At 74.4% G+C, this 15,129-nt stretch carries 11 protein-coding genes and 1 pseudogene; 5 read left to right on the forward strand and 7 right to left on the reverse strand.

All coding sequences use genetic code 11. The features are described 5' to 3' along the window. Positions 1-454: pseudogene (locus tag ACPOLA_RS16295) on the reverse strand (ATP-dependent helicase); the annotation flags it as partial. A gap of 53 nt (positions 455-507) precedes the next feature. Further along, positions 508-897 (reverse strand): VOC family protein, encoded by a 390-nt coding sequence (locus ACPOLA_RS16300; RefSeq protein WP_435771556.1) that lies wholly within the window; start codon positions 895-897, stop codon positions 508-510. A 53-nt stretch (positions 898-950) separates the two neighbouring features. Between ACPOLA_RS16300 and ACPOLA_RS16305 the strand changes: the two genes are divergently transcribed. Next, positions 951-1,700, forward strand: a complete 750-nt coding sequence (locus ACPOLA_RS16305; RefSeq protein ID WP_435771557.1) for a TetR/AcrR family transcriptional regulator — start codon at positions 951-953, stop codon at positions 1,698-1,700. A gap of 30 nt (positions 1,701-1,730) precedes the next feature. Here ACPOLA_RS16305 and ACPOLA_RS16310 read toward each other — a convergent pair whose 3' ends face one another. Continuing rightward, the gene (locus ACPOLA_RS16310; protein WP_435771558.1) at positions 1,731-3,122 is read right to left on the reverse strand and encodes a hypothetical protein; all 1,392 of its coding nucleotides are present in this window, start codon (positions 3,120-3,122) and stop codon (positions 1,731-1,733) included. A 48-nt stretch (positions 3,123-3,170) separates the two neighbouring features. Continuing rightward, positions 3,171-5,597, reverse strand: a complete 2,427-nt coding sequence (locus ACPOLA_RS16315) for a RecQ family ATP-dependent DNA helicase (RefSeq protein WP_435771559.1) — start codon at positions 5,595-5,597, stop codon at positions 3,171-3,173. 213 nt (positions 5,598-5,810) lie between these two features. Here ACPOLA_RS16315 and ACPOLA_RS16320 point away from each other — a divergent pair, with 213 nt between their 5' ends. The 4 genes from ACPOLA_RS16320 to treZ all read left to right on the forward strand — a co-directional run bounded on the left by ACPOLA_RS16320 (position 5,811) and on the right by treZ (position 11,595). Then, positions 5,811-6,608 carry a class I SAM-dependent methyltransferase gene (locus ACPOLA_RS16320; RefSeq protein WP_435771560.1) on the forward strand — a complete coding sequence of 266 codons (798 nt, stop codon included), beginning with the start codon at positions 5,811-5,813 and terminating at the stop codon, positions 6,606-6,608. A 133-nt stretch (positions 6,609-6,741) separates the two neighbouring features. After that, positions 6,742-7,368: a hypothetical protein gene (locus tag ACPOLA_RS16325; protein ID WP_435771561.1), complete on the forward strand. Its 627-nt coding sequence runs from the start codon at positions 6,742-6,744 to the stop codon at positions 7,366-7,368. Positions 7,369-7,462: 94 nt separating this feature from the next. After that, the gene (gene treY / locus ACPOLA_RS16330) at positions 7,463-9,814 is read left to right on the forward strand and encodes a malto-oligosyltrehalose synthase (RefSeq protein WP_435771562.1); all 2,352 of its coding nucleotides are present in this window, start codon (positions 7,463-7,465) and stop codon (positions 9,812-9,814) included. Then, positions 9,811-11,595, forward strand: coding sequence for a malto-oligosyltrehalose trehalohydrolase (gene treZ / locus ACPOLA_RS16335; RefSeq protein WP_435771563.1), 1,785 nt, complete (start codon positions 9,811-9,813; stop codon positions 11,593-11,595). Before treY ends, treZ begins: the two co-directional genes overlap by 4 nt. Before the next feature lie 40 nt (positions 11,596-11,635). On the opposite strand, the gene ACPOLA_RS16340 is transcribed toward treZ, so the two are convergent. The 3 genes from ACPOLA_RS16340 to ACPOLA_RS16350 form a co-directional block, all read right to left on the reverse strand. Continuing rightward, positions 11,636-12,670 (reverse strand): hypothetical protein, encoded by a 1,035-nt coding sequence (locus ACPOLA_RS16340; RefSeq protein WP_435771564.1) that lies wholly within the window; start codon positions 12,668-12,670, stop codon positions 11,636-11,638. Positions 12,671-12,837: 167 nt separating this feature from the next. Further along, the gene (locus ACPOLA_RS16345; RefSeq protein WP_435771565.1) at positions 12,838-13,149 is read right to left on the reverse strand and encodes a DUF2470 domain-containing protein; all 312 of its coding nucleotides are present in this window, start codon (positions 13,147-13,149) and stop codon (positions 12,838-12,840) included. Beyond that, on the reverse strand, positions 13,146-15,116 hold the full coding sequence (locus tag ACPOLA_RS16350) for a M13 family metallopeptidase (protein WP_435771566.1): 1,971 nt from the start codon (positions 15,114-15,116) through the stop codon (positions 13,146-13,148). Before ACPOLA_RS16350 ends, ACPOLA_RS16345 begins: the two co-directional genes overlap by 4 nt. Positions 15,117-15,129 lie beyond the last annotated feature (13 nt).

Below are 15,129 nucleotides of genomic sequence, written 5' to 3' on the forward strand. Positions count from 1 at the left end.
GCACGGTGCCCGACGGTGCCGCCCGCGGCACGGTGCCCGACGGTGCCGCCCGCGGCACGGTGTCAGCCACGGCGTCGAGCACCTGCCGCACCAGCCGCTCGGCCTCAGGCGCGGGCAGGCCCTCGTGGGCGCGTGCCCCCGCCAGCCGCGCGACGGCGTCGTCGTCGCGCGGCTCCAGACCGTCGACCCGCCAGCCCGCGCTGCCGTCGCTCGCCGGAGCCACCTTGCCCGCGGCGACGAGGCGCAGCGCGAGCAGCGCGGCGCCGCTGAGCAGCGCGACGCTGGCGTGCGCGTCGTCGCGCGTGCGGGCGCGGCTCAGCACCGGCAGGGCGGCCCGGACGGGGAGCGCCACCGCGCGTCCGCGCTCGACTCCGTCGGTGAACTCGACGATCCCCTCGCGAGCGGGATCCCCCGCCCGGAAGGTCGCCGGGCCGGTCACCGGAACGAAGTTCACCCGAGCGACACTAGCCACCTCCCCCGACACCGTTGCCGGCGTCGCCCCGGCACTCACGCAGGCGACTCCACCCACTCGACGAGCTGCCAGACCAGCCCGTTGCCGTCCGCGAACTGGCAGTACCGCTCCCCCCACGGCTCGGTCTCCGGGGGCGTCACCACGCGGGCACCGGCGGCGGCGATCCGCGCGAACTCCCGGTCGAGGCCGTCGACCACGAAGGCGAGGAGCAGGCCCTCACCGGCACGACCTGCGATCTCGGCGGGCTTGAACGTGGGCAGTCCGACGACCAGGAACACGAGGTTCACGCCGGCGGTGGGGTGCTCGAGCGCGACGTACCCGTCCGCGCGGCCGGACTCTCGGAAGCCGAGGTGCGTCGTGGCGAACCCGGCCGAGGCCTCGATGTCCGGCACGTTGAGCGAGACGGCGGTGGCGTTGATCTGCATGGTCGACTCCTCCTCGACAACTCTGTACGCCGTACAACGTACGACGTTATAGGATGGTTCCCGACCAGGAGGACCACGTGCCGCGCTCGCTGATCGACCTGCTGTGGCGGGACCACCCCGCGGCGCCCACCGGCGGCAGCCGCGGTCCGCGCGCGCGGGTGAGCACCGGCGGCGTGGTCGACGCCGCGATCAGGCTGGCCGACGCCGACGGGCTGGCGGCCGTGACGATCCGGCGGCTCGCCGGCGAGCTCGACGTTTCGACGATGTCGATCTACACCCACGTCAACAGTCGCGACGACCTGCTGGTGCTGATGGCCGACGCGGTGAACGGCCGGATGGAGCGGCCGCCCCACGGCCGGCTCGGCTGGCGCCGGAGGGTGCGCCGGCTGGCCGAGACCAACCTCGACCAGCTCGGCCGGCACCCGTGGCTGCTCGACGTCACCGACAGCCGGACGGCGCTCGGCCCCGGCACGATCGCGAAGTACGACCACGAGCTGGCCGCACTGGCACCGCTCGAGCTCGACCCGGTCGCCTGCGACGCGGCGCTCACCTTCGTGCTCGACTTCGTCCGGTCCAGCGCGCGGGCACGTCGCCCCGACCCGCACGCGGGCGACCTGGCTGAGAGCTGGCCGGCGTGGAGCGGTCGGCTGGCGGCGTACCTCGGCGCGGACTACCCCCTCGCCCAGCGCGTCGGCGCTGCCGCGGGCGAGGCGATGGGCGACGTCACGAGTCCGACGATGGCCTGGGAGTTCGGACTGGCGCGGGTCCTCGACGGCCTCGCCGCCCTGGCGTCTGAGGGCTGACCGAGCTGACCCGCCCCGGGCGCGCCCGCGTCAGCCGGTGTAGCTCGTCTCCGCAGCCGTGCGACGACCGCGCGCCCGGGCGAGGAGCACCCCGCCGAGCAGCAGCACGCCGCCGGCCGCCGCGAGCGCCGCCGACCAGTACGTCGGCTGCTCCACCGCGAGCACGAAGGTCGCCATCGGCACGAGCAGAGCGGGCATCGCGATGGCCAGCAGCGAGAAGCCGGAGTGGTCGGAGACCGCCGCCGCCAGCGCCCACACCAGGGTCAGCACGGCGGCGAAGGCGAGGACCCACCACACGTCGGCCTCGGCGTAGCCGGCTCCCGCGTCCATCATGTTCCAGCCGGAGTCCTCGCCGCCGGACTCGTTCGGCAGACCGCCGCCCGGCGAGAGCACGCCGCCGAAGAGACCCGAGAGCAGCTGGGTCACCAGGAGCACCGCCATGATCCCGACGTACGCCGCCACGGCGAACGCGCCGACCACGACCCCGCTGACCGCCCGGGTGGGCAGCAGCCACCCGAGCAGCGTCACCACGAGCACGAAGACGCCGACCACCGCGGCCACGACCACCGACGCGTGCTCGTCGCCGATGCTGTCGGCGACGAAGTCGTCGAAGGCCAGCCCGTAGAGCAGGGCGAGCCCGAGGATCGCGGTCACGACGAAGGCGGCCCGGCGGGCGGCGAGGTAGCCGAGCACCGAGAGGGCGACGACCACGCCGCCGGCCAGGTAGGCCGGCCAGCGGTCGGAGCTCTCGATGCCGACGTCGAGCATCACCGCCACCGCGAGGATGCCGACCGTCCCCGGCCAGGTGACCACCTCCTCGCGGGCGCGGCCGCCGACGTCCCGGCGGGCGGCCACGATGCCGAGCACCGCGATCAGCAGGAGCGCTGCCGTGGCGGCCAGGCCGACGCCGTAGGTGGACCAGTCCAGCTCGCCCTCGTCGTTCGAGCGGCTCCGCAGCGCGGAGACCAGGACCGCCGCCCCCAGCAGGCCGGTGCCGAGGGCGACCACGGCGCCGGTGATCCCGGCGCGGGAGGCCCGTGTCGGGAACTCCGGGTGCACGCCGTCGCCGAGCCGTCCCGGCGGCACGTCACCACCGGAACCACCGGAGCCACCGGACGTCGCGGGGAGGTGCCCCGTGGCGGGGTGGTCTCCGGCCGGGCCGGGCGTCCCGGGCGTCCCGGGCGTGGCGGGACCGGTCCCCGGAGGGCCCGGCGCGACCGGGGACCCGGAGGGCGGCGGGAAGTCGGGGTTGTCGACGGCCGAGCCCGGAGCCGGGCCGCCGGGCCGCACCACCGTCTGGTTCGCGTCGGGCAGCGGGCCGGGCGCGGCCCCCTGCGGGCGCATCACCGTCTTGTCCGGCTGCGGCGCGGTCGGGCGCTCGGGGCTGTCCGGGGTGCCGTTCGAGGGAGCGTCGTCGGTCATGTCCGGGACTGTAGGCGCGTCGGGGCGCCGATGGCGGGACGCTCGCTGCTAGCCGGACACCGCCAGCGTCAGCGGGAGGACGGCGCTCGCGCCGGCCTCGTGGAGAGCGGCCGCAGCGAGGGTGAGGCTCCAGCCGGTGACCACCCGGTCGTCGACGAGGAGCAACCGGGAGCCCGACACCGCCTCGGGCCGGTCCAGCCGCAGGGCGCACCGGCGGGAGACCGCCGCGACCCGCTGCGCGGAGTTGGTGGCGCCGCGGTCGGGACCGACGGAGGGGTCGACGACGGCCCACCGGCCGACCACCGGGACCTGCAGGAACCGGGAGAGGCCGGCGGCGAGGTCGGTGACGAGCTGCGGCCGGCGCTCGGACTCGGTCACCACGATGCCCGTCACCTGGGGCTCCCAGTCCTGGAGAAGGGCGACGGTCGCCCTGGCGAGCGGCACGGGAACCGGTCCGTCCTCGGCGTCCACCGCGAACAGCCCGCGCAGGGCGGCGCCGTGGCCGAGGTCGGTCAGCCGGGCGACGGCCCGGCCCTCCTCGGCCGGCGGCTTGATCCGGCCGCTGAGGCCGATGCCCAGGGCGGACAGCCCGCTGGGCCACTGCTTGCGCGGGTCGATCGGCACGCCGGGCCGGGCGAGCCGGTCAGCCGCGGCGGCGACCGACTGCTCGGAGACCTCCGCGGACAGGGTGAGGCCTCCGCAGCTGTCGCACCGACCGCACCGCCACGCCGGATCGGCGAGGACCTCCGGGTCGTCGAGCTGCCGCCGGAGGAACCGCATCCGGCACTCGTCGGTGTCGAGGTAGTCGAGCATCGCCTGCTGCTCCGCCTCCCGCGCCTCGGCGACCCGGCGGTAGCGCTCCTCGTCGTAGTGCCAGGGCCGGCCGGTGGCCTCCCACCCGCCCCTGACCCTGCGGACCGCGCCGTCGACGTCGAGCACCTTCAGCATGGTCTCGAGGCGGGTGCGGGAGAGGTCGACCCGCGGCTCGAGGGCCGCCGTGCTCAGCGGCCGGCCCTCCTCCGCCAGCACCGCCAGCGTCTCGCGGACCACCTCCTCGCGCGGGAACGCCAACGAGGCGAAGTAGGCCCAGATGTCCCGGTCCTCCGTCGCGGGCAGCAGCACCACCGAGGCGCCCTCGGGCGGCAGGTCGGCGCCGCGCCCGGCCCGGCCCACCTGTTGGTAGTAGGCCACCGGGCTGCTGGGCGCACCGAGGTTGACCACGAAGCCGAGCGAGGCGTCGAAGCCCATGCCGAGGGCGCTGGTGGCCACCAGCGCCTTGACCTCGCCGTCGACCAGAGCCTGCTCGAGGGCGAGCCGCTCGGTCTGCTCGGTCTGGCCGGAGTACGCCGCCACGTCGTGACCCCGCGAGCGGAGGTAGTCGGCGACCTCCTGGGTCTGCGCGACGGTCAGGCAGTAGACGATGCCGCTGCCGGGCTGCTCGGTGAGGTGGTCGGCGATCCACGCCAGCCGCTGCTCGGCCGTCCGGAGCCGGACGACGCCGAGCCGCAGCGACGCACGGTCGAGACTGCCCCGCAGCACCAGCGGCGCCGCTGCGGCCGTGGGAGCAGCCTCCGCCTCGCTGCCCGGCCCCGGCAGCTCGCTGCCCGCCGGCCCGCCGGAGACGCGCTCGGCAGATCCCACGCCGGCAGCGCGGCGGGAGGCAGGCGCCGGCAGCTCGCTGCCCGCCGGCCCGCCGGAGACGCGCTCGGCAGGTCCCACGCCGGCAGCGCGGCGAGAGGCAGGCTCCGGCAGCTCGCTGCCCGCCGGCCCGCCGGAGACGCGCTCGGCAGATCCCACGCCGGCAGCGCGGCGAGAGGCAGGCTCCGGCAGCTCGCTGCCCGCCGGCCCGCCGGAGACGCGCTCGGCAGATCCAAGTTGCTCGGCGACGTCGTCGGTGACGCGCTGGTTGGCGGTCGCGGTCGTGGCCAGCACGGGGATCCCGGCGGGCAGCTCGTCGAGGAGCGTGCGGATCCGGCGGTAGTCGGGCCGGAAGTCGTGGCCCCAGTCGGAGATGCAGTGCGCCTCGTCGACGACCAGCAGGCCGCAGGTGGCCGCCAGCCGCGGCAGCACCTCGTCGCGGAAGCCGGGGTTGTTGAGCCGCTCGGGGCTGACCAGGAGCACGTCGACCCCACCGTCGCGGATCTGGGCCTGCACGTCGTCCCACTGCTCCACGTTGGTGGAGTTGACGGTGACCGCACGGATCCCGGCCCGCTCGGCGGCGGAGATCTGGTTGCGCATCAGCGCCAGCAGCGGCGAGATGATCACCGTCGGCCCGGCACCCTGCTCGCGCAGCAGGAGGGTGGCGACGAAGTAGACCGCGGACTTGCCCCAGCCGGTGCGCTGGACGACGAGCGCCCGGCGCCGGTCCACGACCAGCGCCGCGATGGCGGCCCACTGGTCGTCGTACAGCGTCACGTCGGGGCGCCCGACCAGCGACCGGAGGTGCGCCTCGGCGCGGTCGCGGATGTCGGTCATGCGACGTGTCTACCAGCGGGGGCCGACGCGCCGGCCGGCGGGGAGCGACGCCCTGCCCGGAGAGTTTTCCGGATTCTCCGGACAGCACTCAGGGAGCCGGGCTAACGTCGTGCTCAGCAGCCGCAGGTGACCCGAGACGCCTGCGGCTGCTCCTATTTCTCACCGCGGGTTTCCCAACGCGGGCTCGCGGCCGGTGGCCCTAGGGTGTGCGCCATGAGCGCACCGGCGCCGCGCAGCCTGGCGGACGTGAAGGGCTGGTTCCTGCCGGCCGACCAGCGACTCTTCACCCACTTCCTGACGTCCACCGTCGTGCCCGCCGGCGACCTCGTGGAGATCGGCGCCTACCTGGGGAAGAGCGCCATCCTGATGGGCCGCCACCTCCGCGACGGCGAGCGGTTCACGGTGTGCGACCTCTTCGGCGACGACGCCGAGGACCCCGACAACCGCCGGGAGAACCGGCGCTCCTACCGCAGCCTGACCCGCGACCGGTTCGAGGCCAACTACCTGGCCTTCCACCCCGAGCTGCCCGAGGTGGTGCAGGCGCCGAGCTCGACGATCCTCGACCACGTGCCGGCCGGCACCGCGAGGTTCGTGCACGTCGACGGGTCCCACCTCTACGAGCACGTCGCCGGCGACGTGCGGTCCGCGCGGGTGATGGCGGTTCCGGGTGCCGTGATCGCCTTCGACGACTACCGCTCACCGCACACCCCCGGCACGGCCCTCGCCGTGTGGGAGGCGGTGCTCGAGCAGGGGATGGAGGTGATCGCGCTGACGCCGCGCAAGCTCTATGCGACGTTCGGCGACGCGACCGCCCACCGCGAGGAGCTGCTGTCGCGACCCGACCGGCTCGAGGGGCTCCGGACCGAGATGGTGGATCTCCGTGGGCGGCCGGCAATCCGGGTCTGGCAGCCGCGCACCCAGGCCGGTGCCGACCGGCCGCGCCCCGACGAGGGCGCCGTCCGTCCCGCCGCCCCCCTCGCTCGCGTACGACGCCGGCTGCGCCGCTCATAGCGGGCAGCCCGCTCGGCGACCGCGGGTTTCGCGAATCCCGGGACAGGGCACGACCCGGGTCGCTAACGTCTCTCTCGCAGCCGCAGGTGACCCGAGACTCCTGCGGCTGCAGCAGTTTTCCCGAAGGCCCACGATGACGACCTCCGCCGACCAGACACCCGACCTCCCGCCGCCGCTGCCGCGACCGGAGCTGCCCCCCGGCAGCCCGCTGCTGCGCTGGCCGGCGCGGCTCGTCGCGCTGCTCGTCGTGCTGCCGCTCCGCGCGGCGTGGGAGGCGCTCGGGGTGGTGGGCCGGGCGTGCGAGCGGCTCTGGGACCGGCTCGTGCTCCGGCCGTGGGAGGCGCTGTGCCGCCTCCTCCACCGCCGGCTGTTCCGCCCGGTGGGGCGGCTGCTCCTGCACCCGCTCCGCTGGCTGTGGCGCCTGGGGCTGGTCCCGCTCGGGCGCGCCCTGGCCTGGGGCTGGGACCACCTGGTGTCGGGACCGGCGCTCGTGGTGTGGCGCCACCTGCTGCTGCCGCTGCACCGGCTGGTGCTCCGCCCGCTGGGCCACGCCGTGGCCTGGGCGTGGCACGCCGCCGGGGTGGTGCTGCGGGCGGTGTGGCGCGTGGTCATGGTCCCGCTGCGCTGGCTGCACCGCCGCCTGCTGGCGCCCGCCGGCCGGGCGCTCCGCTCGGCGTGGCGTGCCGTCGGGGCACCCCTCGCGCGGGCCGCGCGGGAGGCGTGGGCCGACCTCTCCCGCGCCTTCGGCCCCCGGCGCTGAGCCGGCTCCGCCGGCGTCCCCGGACCGGCATGGAGACCCGCCGATCGGGTAGTGAGCAGCGACGGCGGATTTCGAGGGAGAGCGGGGAGGTCACATGGAGCCACGGCAGGCGCCGACCAGCACGTACCGGCTGCAGCTCACCTCGGACTTCACCCTCCAGGACGCCGCGGCCCTGGTCCCCTACCTGCGCGAGCTGGGCGTGGACTGGGTCTACGTCTCGCCGGTGCTGGAGGCGACGCCGGGCAGCACCCACGGCTACGACCTCGTCGCGCACGACCGGATCGACGCGGCACGCGGCGGTGCCGACGGCCTCGCCGCGCTCGCGGCGGCCGCCCACGGAGCCGGGATGGGCGTCCTCGTGGACATCGTGCCCAACCACATGGGCGTCTCGGTGCCCGACGCCAACGGCTGGTGGTGGTCGGTGCTCGCGGAGGGTCCCGCGTCGCCGTACGCCCCGGCCTTCGACATCGACTGGGACGGCGCGGGCGGGCGCCTGCGGATCCCGGTGGTCGGTGACGACGACCTGCTGCCCGACGGGCGGATCGCCAACCTGTCGGTGGAGGGCGACACCCTCCGCTACCACGACCACCGGTACCCGTTGCGCCGCGGCAGCGACGTCGACGGCACACCCGACGAGGTGCACGCCCAGCAGCACTACGAGCTGATCGGCTGGCGTCGGGCCGACCAGGCGCTGAACTACCGCCGGTTCTTCGCGATCAGCGACCTCGCCGGCGTCCGGGTGGAGGACCCGGAGTGGTTCGACGCGAGCCACGTCGAGATCGCACGCTGGTTCGAGGAGGGCCTCGCCGACGGCCTGCGGATCGACCACCCCGACGGCCTCCGCGAACCCGGCGGCTACCTCGAGCGGCTGGCCGGGCTGACCGATGGAGCTTGGGTGCTGGTCGAGAAGATCCTCCACCACGGCGAGGAGCTGCCCGCGTCGTGGCGCTGTGCCGGCACCACCGGCTACGACGCCCTCGCGCAGGTGGAGCGGGTGCTCGTCGACCCCGCGGGGCAGGCGAGCCTCGACGCCGTGGAGGCCGACCTGTGCGGCGACCGCCGCACGTGGGCCGAGCTCGTCCACGACCAGAAGCGACGGGTCGCCGACACCATCCTCGGCTCCGAGGTGCGGCGCGTCGTCCGCGACGTGCTCGGCGGAGGGACCGTAGGCGAGGAGCCGGACGACCTGGTCGACGCCGTCGCCGAGCTCGCGGCGTGCTTCCCGGTCTACCGCTCCTATCTGCCGGAGGGGGCCGACCGGCTCTCCTCTGCCCTGACCGAGGCGCGGCGACGACGGCCCGACCTCGACACCGCCCTCGACCGGCTGGAGCCGGTGCTCGGCGACCCGGAGCATCCCGCGGCCCGGCGGTTCGAGCAGACCACCGGCGCGGTGACGGCCAAGGGCGTGGAGGACACCGCGTTCTTCCGCTACAACCGGCTGACCTCGCTCAACGAGGTGGGGGGCGACCCCGACGTCCTCGCCCTCTCGGTGACCGACTTCCACGTCGCGATGGCGCAGCGGCAGGACCGGTGGCCAGAGTCGATGACCACCCTGACCACCCACGACACCAAGCGCGGCGAGGACACCCGCGCCCGGATCACGGCACTGGCCGAGGTGGCCGACCTCTGGCGGTCGACCCTGCCCCGGCTGCTCGAGGCCGCACCCGTGGCCGGCGGCAGCTTCGGCTCGCTGCTGTGGCAGGCCATCGTCGGCGCGTGGCGCGACGACGACCCCGACCTGCGGGCCCGGCTCCACGCCTACGCCGAGAAGGCGATGCGGGAGGCGTCGGAGCACACCACCTGGGCCGACCCCGACGAGGCCTACGAGCGCTCGGTGCACGCGGCCGTCGACGCCGCGTTCGACGACCCCGACGTCGCCGGGGCGCTGCGCGACCTGCTCGCGGCGGTGGTCGACGCGGGCTGGAGCAACGCGCTCTCGGCCAAGCTGGTGCAGCTGACCATGCCGGGGATCCCCGACGTCTACCAGGGCAGCGAGCTGTGGGAGCAGAGCCTGGTGGACCCCGACAACCGACGACCGGTGGACTTCACCGGCCGCGCGGCACTGCTGTCCTCGCTGTCCGGCGACGACGCCGCCGTACGACGCCCTGCCGGGCTCGACGACCACGGCGAGGCCAAGCTGCTCCTCACCGCCCGCACGCTGCGGCTGCGGCGTGCGCGGCCGGAGCTGTTCGCGTCGTACGCACCGGTCGGCGCCGAGGGCGAGGCCGCCGGCCACGTGGTCGCCTTCGACCGCGGCGGCGCGGTGACCGTCGCGACCCGGCTGCCGATCGGCCTCGAGCAGCGCGGAGGCTGGGGCGACACCGTCCTGGAGCTGGCCGGCGGCTGGCGCGACGTGCTCACCGACCGCAGGTTCGGCGACGGGCCGCGGCTGGCCGAGCTCCTCGACCAGCTGCCCGTCGCGCTGCTCGTCCAGGAGGACCGATGACCGCGCGGGGGCCGTTCGACGTCTGGGCGCCGCTTCCGCAGCGGGTGCGGCTGGCGCTCGCCGGTGACGACGGCGGCCCCGCCCGCACGGTGGAGATGGCGCCGGGCACGGACGGCTGGTGGTCCCCGGCGGAGCCTCTCCCCGAGACGGCCGGGTGGCCCGGAACCCGTTACGGCTACCTGCTCGACCAGGGCGGCGACGTACGGCCCGACCCGCGGTCGCGGCGTCAGGCCCGCAGCGTCCACGAGTGGTCGCGCGTCTACGACCCCTCCGCCTTCGCGTGGACCGACCAGGCGTGGACCGGGCGCCAGCTCGCCGGGTCGGTGATCTACGAGCTCCACATCGGCACCTTCACGCCCGAGGGCACCCTCGACGCGGCGATCGAGCGCCTCGACCACCTCGTCGGCCTGGGCGTCGACCTCATCGAGGTGATGCCGGTCAACGCCTTCAACGGCGAGCATGGCTGGGGCTACGACGGCGTGCTCTGGTTCGCCGTCCACGAGCCGTACGGCGGCCCGGAGGCCTACCAGCGCTTCGTCGACGCCTGCCACGCCCGCGGCCTGGGCGTCGTCCAGGACGTGGTCTACAACCACCTCGGACCGTCGGGCAACTACCTCGGGGAGTTCGGCCCGTACCTCAAGCAGGGCCGCAACACCTGGGGCGACCTGGTCAACCTCGACGGCGAGGGCTCGGCCGAGGTGCGCCGCTACATCCTCGACAACGTGCGGATGTGGCTCGAGTACTACCACGTCGACGCGCTGCGACTGGACGCCGTGCACGCGCTCGCCGACGAGTCCGACGTGCACCTGCTCGAGGAGATGGCGGTCGAGGTGGCGGCCCTCTCCGCCCACCTGCGCCGCCCGCTCACCCTGATCGCGGAGTCGGACCTCAACGACCCGGTGCTGGTGACGCCGCGCGAGGCGCGGGGGTACGGGCTCGACGCGCAGTGGAGCGACGACTTCCACCACGCCGTCCACGTCGCGCTGACCGGCGAGACCACCGGCTACTACGCCGACTTCGAGCCGCTCGCCGCGCTGAAGAAGGTGTGCGAGGAGGGCTTCTTCCACGCCGGCACCTACTCGTCGTTCCGCGGCCGCGACCACGGCGTACCGATCGACACCGAGGCGATGCCGACCTGGCGGCTGGTGGTCTGCAACCAGAACCACGACCAGGTCGGCAACCGGGCGGTCGGCGACCGCCTCACCGAGCACCTCGACACCGACCAGCTCAAGTGCGCCGCCCTGCTCACGCTGTGCGGGCCGTTCACGCCGATGCTGTTCCAGGGCGAGGAGTGGGCCGCCTCCACACCGTTCCAGTTCTTCACCTCACATCCCGAGCCCGAGCTCGGTACGGCGACGGCCGAGGGCCGGATAGCGGAGTTCGAGCAGATGGGGTGGGATCCCGACGTGGTTCCCGACCCGCAGGACCCGGAGACCTTCCACCGGTCGCGGCTCGACTGGGACGAGCGCGGGTCCGGCCGCCACGCCGACGTGCTGGCGGCGTACCGGCAGCTGGTGGCGCTGCGGCGGGCGTGGCCGCAGCTGACCGACCCCGCGTTCGGCAGCACCCGCTGCGACGTGGACGAGGAGAGCCGCCTGGTGCTGCTCCACCGCGGCGACGTGCTCGTCGCCCTCAACCTGGGCGACCGGCCGGCCGAGCCGAGCGTCGGCACCCGGGCCCTCCTCTTCGCCACCAACGACGCCGTGGAGATGCGCGACCAGCGGCTCCTGCTCCCGCCGCATGCCGGCGCCGTTCTCGCGCCCCAACAGAATTTGTCGTAGATCGGCGGTTCCGACCGCGGAAACTGTTGGGGCGCGGCGCTCAGGCGGGGACCGGAGCGGAGGGGGCGGTCGGCACGGTGGAGCTGGTGGTGTCGGTGCCGCCGGACCGGCGCAGGGACGGCAGCTGCTTGACCAGCGGCGCCAGCTGCGGGTGGGAGCCGTAGGCGAGGAGGGCGAGGAAGACGCCGTAGACGGGGAGGTGCCCGACGAGCTCGGTCTGCCCGAAGACCAGCAGGGTCGCGTTGAACGGCACCATCGCCACCAGGACCGCGACCTGCGGCAGTGCGCCGGAGATCACCAGCAGGCCGAACAGGATCTCGACCGCGCCGGCGACCGTGACGAAGGTGGTCGGCGACATGTCGATGCCCACCCAGGTGAAGACGTTGAGCACCGGGTGCTGCTCGACGACGGCCACCGCCATCCCGGGGTTGGTGAGCTTCTCGGTGAACGCCAGCGCGATCAGCGCGATGCCCACGCCCAGCCGCAGCGCCAGCAGGCCCCGCGCGACCTGGGCCGGGGAGGCGACCGACGCCCCGTGCCGGTCGGCACCGATCGGCACGAAGACCAGGAACGCCGCCACCGCCGCCAGGTTGGCGCACTCGAGCAGCGCGACCGGTCCGGAGACCAGCGCGAGGGCGGGCCCCATGCCGAGCACCACCGCGGACGCCGCGCGCAGCCACACGCCGGTGATCAGCCAGACGCCGATCGCCGCCTCCGCGAGGAGGAGGGCCGATCCGGCCGGACCGTGCAGGTGGTCGACCGCCGGCGTCACGAACGCCCCGGTGGCCGCGAGCGCGAGCAGGCTGACGCCCAGGTGCACGCCCAGCAGCCGCGGCACCCACGGCACCAGCCGGGCCAGCGGCGCCAGCACGGGGAGCTCGGGTCCGGTGATGCGCGCGGCGACCAGCCGCCACAGCACCGCGACGACGGCGACCGCAGCGGTCAGCGCGAGCGGCAGCGGCGAGAGGAAGAAGCCCCAGTCGCCGCCCGGCGGCTCGTCGACGAACCAGCGTCCGTGGAGCGGGAGGACGGCGGGCACGCCGGCCGAGAGGGTCGCGGTGGCATCGGGGAACATTCGGCGACCTCCAGGTCACGGGTGCGGGTGGTGCGGGCGCCCTGCCCGCACCCGTCCAGTGCACCCGCTCCCGCGTGCGCGGAGCAGGGGCTTGCGCCACCGGTCCGCAGGACCAATTGCCCGCGCCGCCAGGTCCCGAGGTCACCCGGTCCCGCGGGCGCCGGGGATCAGTGCGTCCCGGGCTCCACGCCGAGCGCGGCGCACGCGGCGTCGTACAGCGCGACGACCTCGCGGCGGATCTGCTCCCGCTCGGTGATCGGGCCCGACGGCCACGGGATCCGGACGTCGTCGATCGGTCCCTCCGGTCCCATCACCGTCCAGGTGCCGGCCTCGCCGTCGACGTCGGACAGCGACGCGGCCGTCGCCTCCGGCGCGCCGTGCGCGCGGACGATGAGGAGGTTGTCGTCGAGGTGGTCGCCGTTCATGTGGGCGAGTACGGCGTCGACGGTCTCCTGGTCGAAGGCGGACACCGTGCTCACCAGATCCGGACGCGGTCGGCGGGGTCCAGCCACAGCCCGTCGCCGGGCTCGGTGCCGAACACCTCGTGGAACTCGTCGAGGTTGCGCACGATGTTGGCGCGGAACTCCGGCGGGCTGTGCGGGTCGATGGTGAGGTACTGCCGCTCCTGCTCGATCCGCCGCTTCGTGCGCCACACGTAGGCCCAGTTGAGGAACAGCCGGCGGCGGTCGTCGACCGCCGCGTCGCCTCCCTGGGAGATCAGGAACGCGCGGTGGGCGATGGTCAGGCCGCCGAGGTCGCCGATGTTCTCGCCGACGGTGAGCGCGCCGTTGACGAACTCCCCCGGCAGGTTCCGCGGCGACAGCCCGTTGTACTGCGCGACCAGGGTCTTGGACTTGACCTCGAAGGCGGCCTTGTCGTCGGCGGTCCACCAGTCGTTGAGGTTGCCCTCGCCGTCGTACTGCGCACCCTGGTCGTCGAAGCCGTGGCCGATCTCGTGACCGATCACCGCGCCGATCCCGCCGTAGTTCTCGGCCGGATGCGCATCGGGGCTGAAGAACGGCTTCTGCAGGATCCCGGCCGGGAAGCAGATCTCGTTGGTGCCCGGGTTGTAGTAGGCGTTGACGGTCTGCGGCAGCATGAACCACTCGTCGCGGTCGACCGGCGCGCCGATCTTGGCCAGCTGGCGGTCGGTCTCGAACCCGGCGGCCGCCTGCGCGTTGGCGACCAGGTCGTCGGGCACCACCACGAGCGCGGAGTAGTCGCGCCACTTCACGGGGTAGCCGATCTTCGGCCGGAAGGTCCGCAGCTTCTCGTAGGCGCGCTGCTTGGTCTCCTCGGTCATCCAGTCCAGCTCGCTGATCGACTGGCGGTAGGCCTCGAGCAGGTTGGCGACCAGCTCGTCCATCATCGCCTTCGAGCTCGGCGGGAAGTGCCGGGCGACGTACTCCTTGCCGACGGCCTCGCCCATCGCCCCCTCGACGAACGCCACCGCCCGCTTCCAACGTGCCCGCAGCTCGGGGGTGCCGGAGAGGGTGCGTCCGTAGAAGTCGAAGTTGGTCTGCACGAAGGCGTCGGAGAGGTACGGCGCCGCCGACCGCAGCACGCGGGTGAGGAACCAGTCGCGCCAGACCTCGATCGGCTCGCCCTCCAGGACCTTCGACAGGTGCTCGAGGTACGACGGCTGGCGGACCACGACCTCGGCGAGCGTGGCGTCCTGCCCGCCGAGGTTGGTGACGTAGGCGTCCCAGTCGAAGGCAGGGCAGAGCGCGCGCAGCTCGTCGCCGGTCAGCAGGTTGTAGGTCTTCTGCACGTCGCGGGTCTCGGCGCGCTCCCAGTGACCCTTCGCCAGCTCGGTGTCGAGCGCGAGCACCCGCTCGGCGGCACCGGCCGGGTCGCCGTGGCCGCCCAGCTCCAGCAGCCGGGTCAGGTAGCCGACGTAGGCCTGCCGGATCTCGGCGAACTTCTCGTCGCGGTAGTAGGACTCGTCCGGCAGGCCGAGGCCGCCCTGGACGAGGTGGAACAGGTAGCGGTCGGACTGCCGGTCGTCGGTGTCGACGTAGGAGCCGAAGAGCCCGTAGCCGCCGACCCTCTCGAACTCGCCCAGGAAGGCCGCGACGTCCCGCACGTCGCGGAGCCCGGCGACCGCGTCGACCAGCGGCTGCGCCGGCGCGAGGCCGGCGGCCTCCACGCGCTCGGTGTCCATGAAGGAGTTGTAGAGGTCCGCGATCTTGCGGGCCTCGTCGCCGGAGACGCCCTCGGCCGCCTCGGCCGCGGCGCCCGCCTTCGCCTGCTCCGCCAGCGCGGTGATGATGTCGCGCACGTGCTCCTCGGCCTGGTCGGCCAGCTGCACGAAGGGACCCCAGCTCGACCGGTCGGAGGGGATCTCGGTCTCGGCCAGCCAGGCGCCGTTGACGTGGCCGAACAGGTCGTCCTGGGGGCGGATGTCGGGGTCCATGCCCGGGGAGGCGTCGTCGAGGATGCTCACGACCCCGAGCCTA

It is taken from the genome of Nocardioides proteolyticus (genome assembly GCF_051280635.3).
Classification (GTDB): domain Bacteria; phylum Actinomycetota; class Actinomycetes; order Propionibacteriales; family Nocardioidaceae; genus Nocardioides.

What these genes read in the sequence shown, in the direction of transcription:
- ACPOLA_RS16300 (WP_435771556.1), bottom strand. Translation starts at nt 897, where the DNA reads ATGCAGATCAACGCCACCGCCGTCTCGCTCAACGTGCCGGACATCGAG.
- ACPOLA_RS16305 (WP_435771557.1), top strand. Translation starts at nt 951, where the DNA reads ATGGTTCCCGACCAGGAGGACCACGTGCCGCGCTCGCTGATCGACCTG.
- ACPOLA_RS16310 (WP_435771558.1), bottom strand. Translation starts at nt 3,122, where the DNA reads ATGACCGACGACGCTCCCTCGAACGGCACCCCGGACAGCCCCGAGCGC.
- ACPOLA_RS16315 (WP_435771559.1), bottom strand. Translation starts at nt 5,597, where the DNA reads ATGACCGACATCCGCGACCGCGCCGAGGCGCACCTCCGGTCGCTGGTC.
- ACPOLA_RS16320 (WP_435771560.1), top strand. Translation starts at nt 5,811, where the DNA reads ATGAGCGCACCGGCGCCGCGCAGCCTGGCGGACGTGAAGGGCTGGTTC.
- ACPOLA_RS16325 (WP_435771561.1), top strand. Translation starts at nt 6,742, where the DNA reads ATGACGACCTCCGCCGACCAGACACCCGACCTCCCGCCGCCGCTGCCG.
- treY (WP_435771562.1), top strand. Translation starts at nt 7,463, where the DNA reads ATGGAGCCACGGCAGGCGCCGACCAGCACGTACCGGCTGCAGCTCACC.
- treZ (WP_435771563.1), top strand. Translation starts at nt 9,811, where the DNA reads ATGACCGCGCGGGGGCCGTTCGACGTCTGGGCGCCGCTTCCGCAGCGG.
- ACPOLA_RS16340 (WP_435771564.1), bottom strand. Translation starts at nt 12,670, where the DNA reads ATGTTCCCCGATGCCACCGCGACCCTCTCGGCCGGCGTGCCCGCCGTC.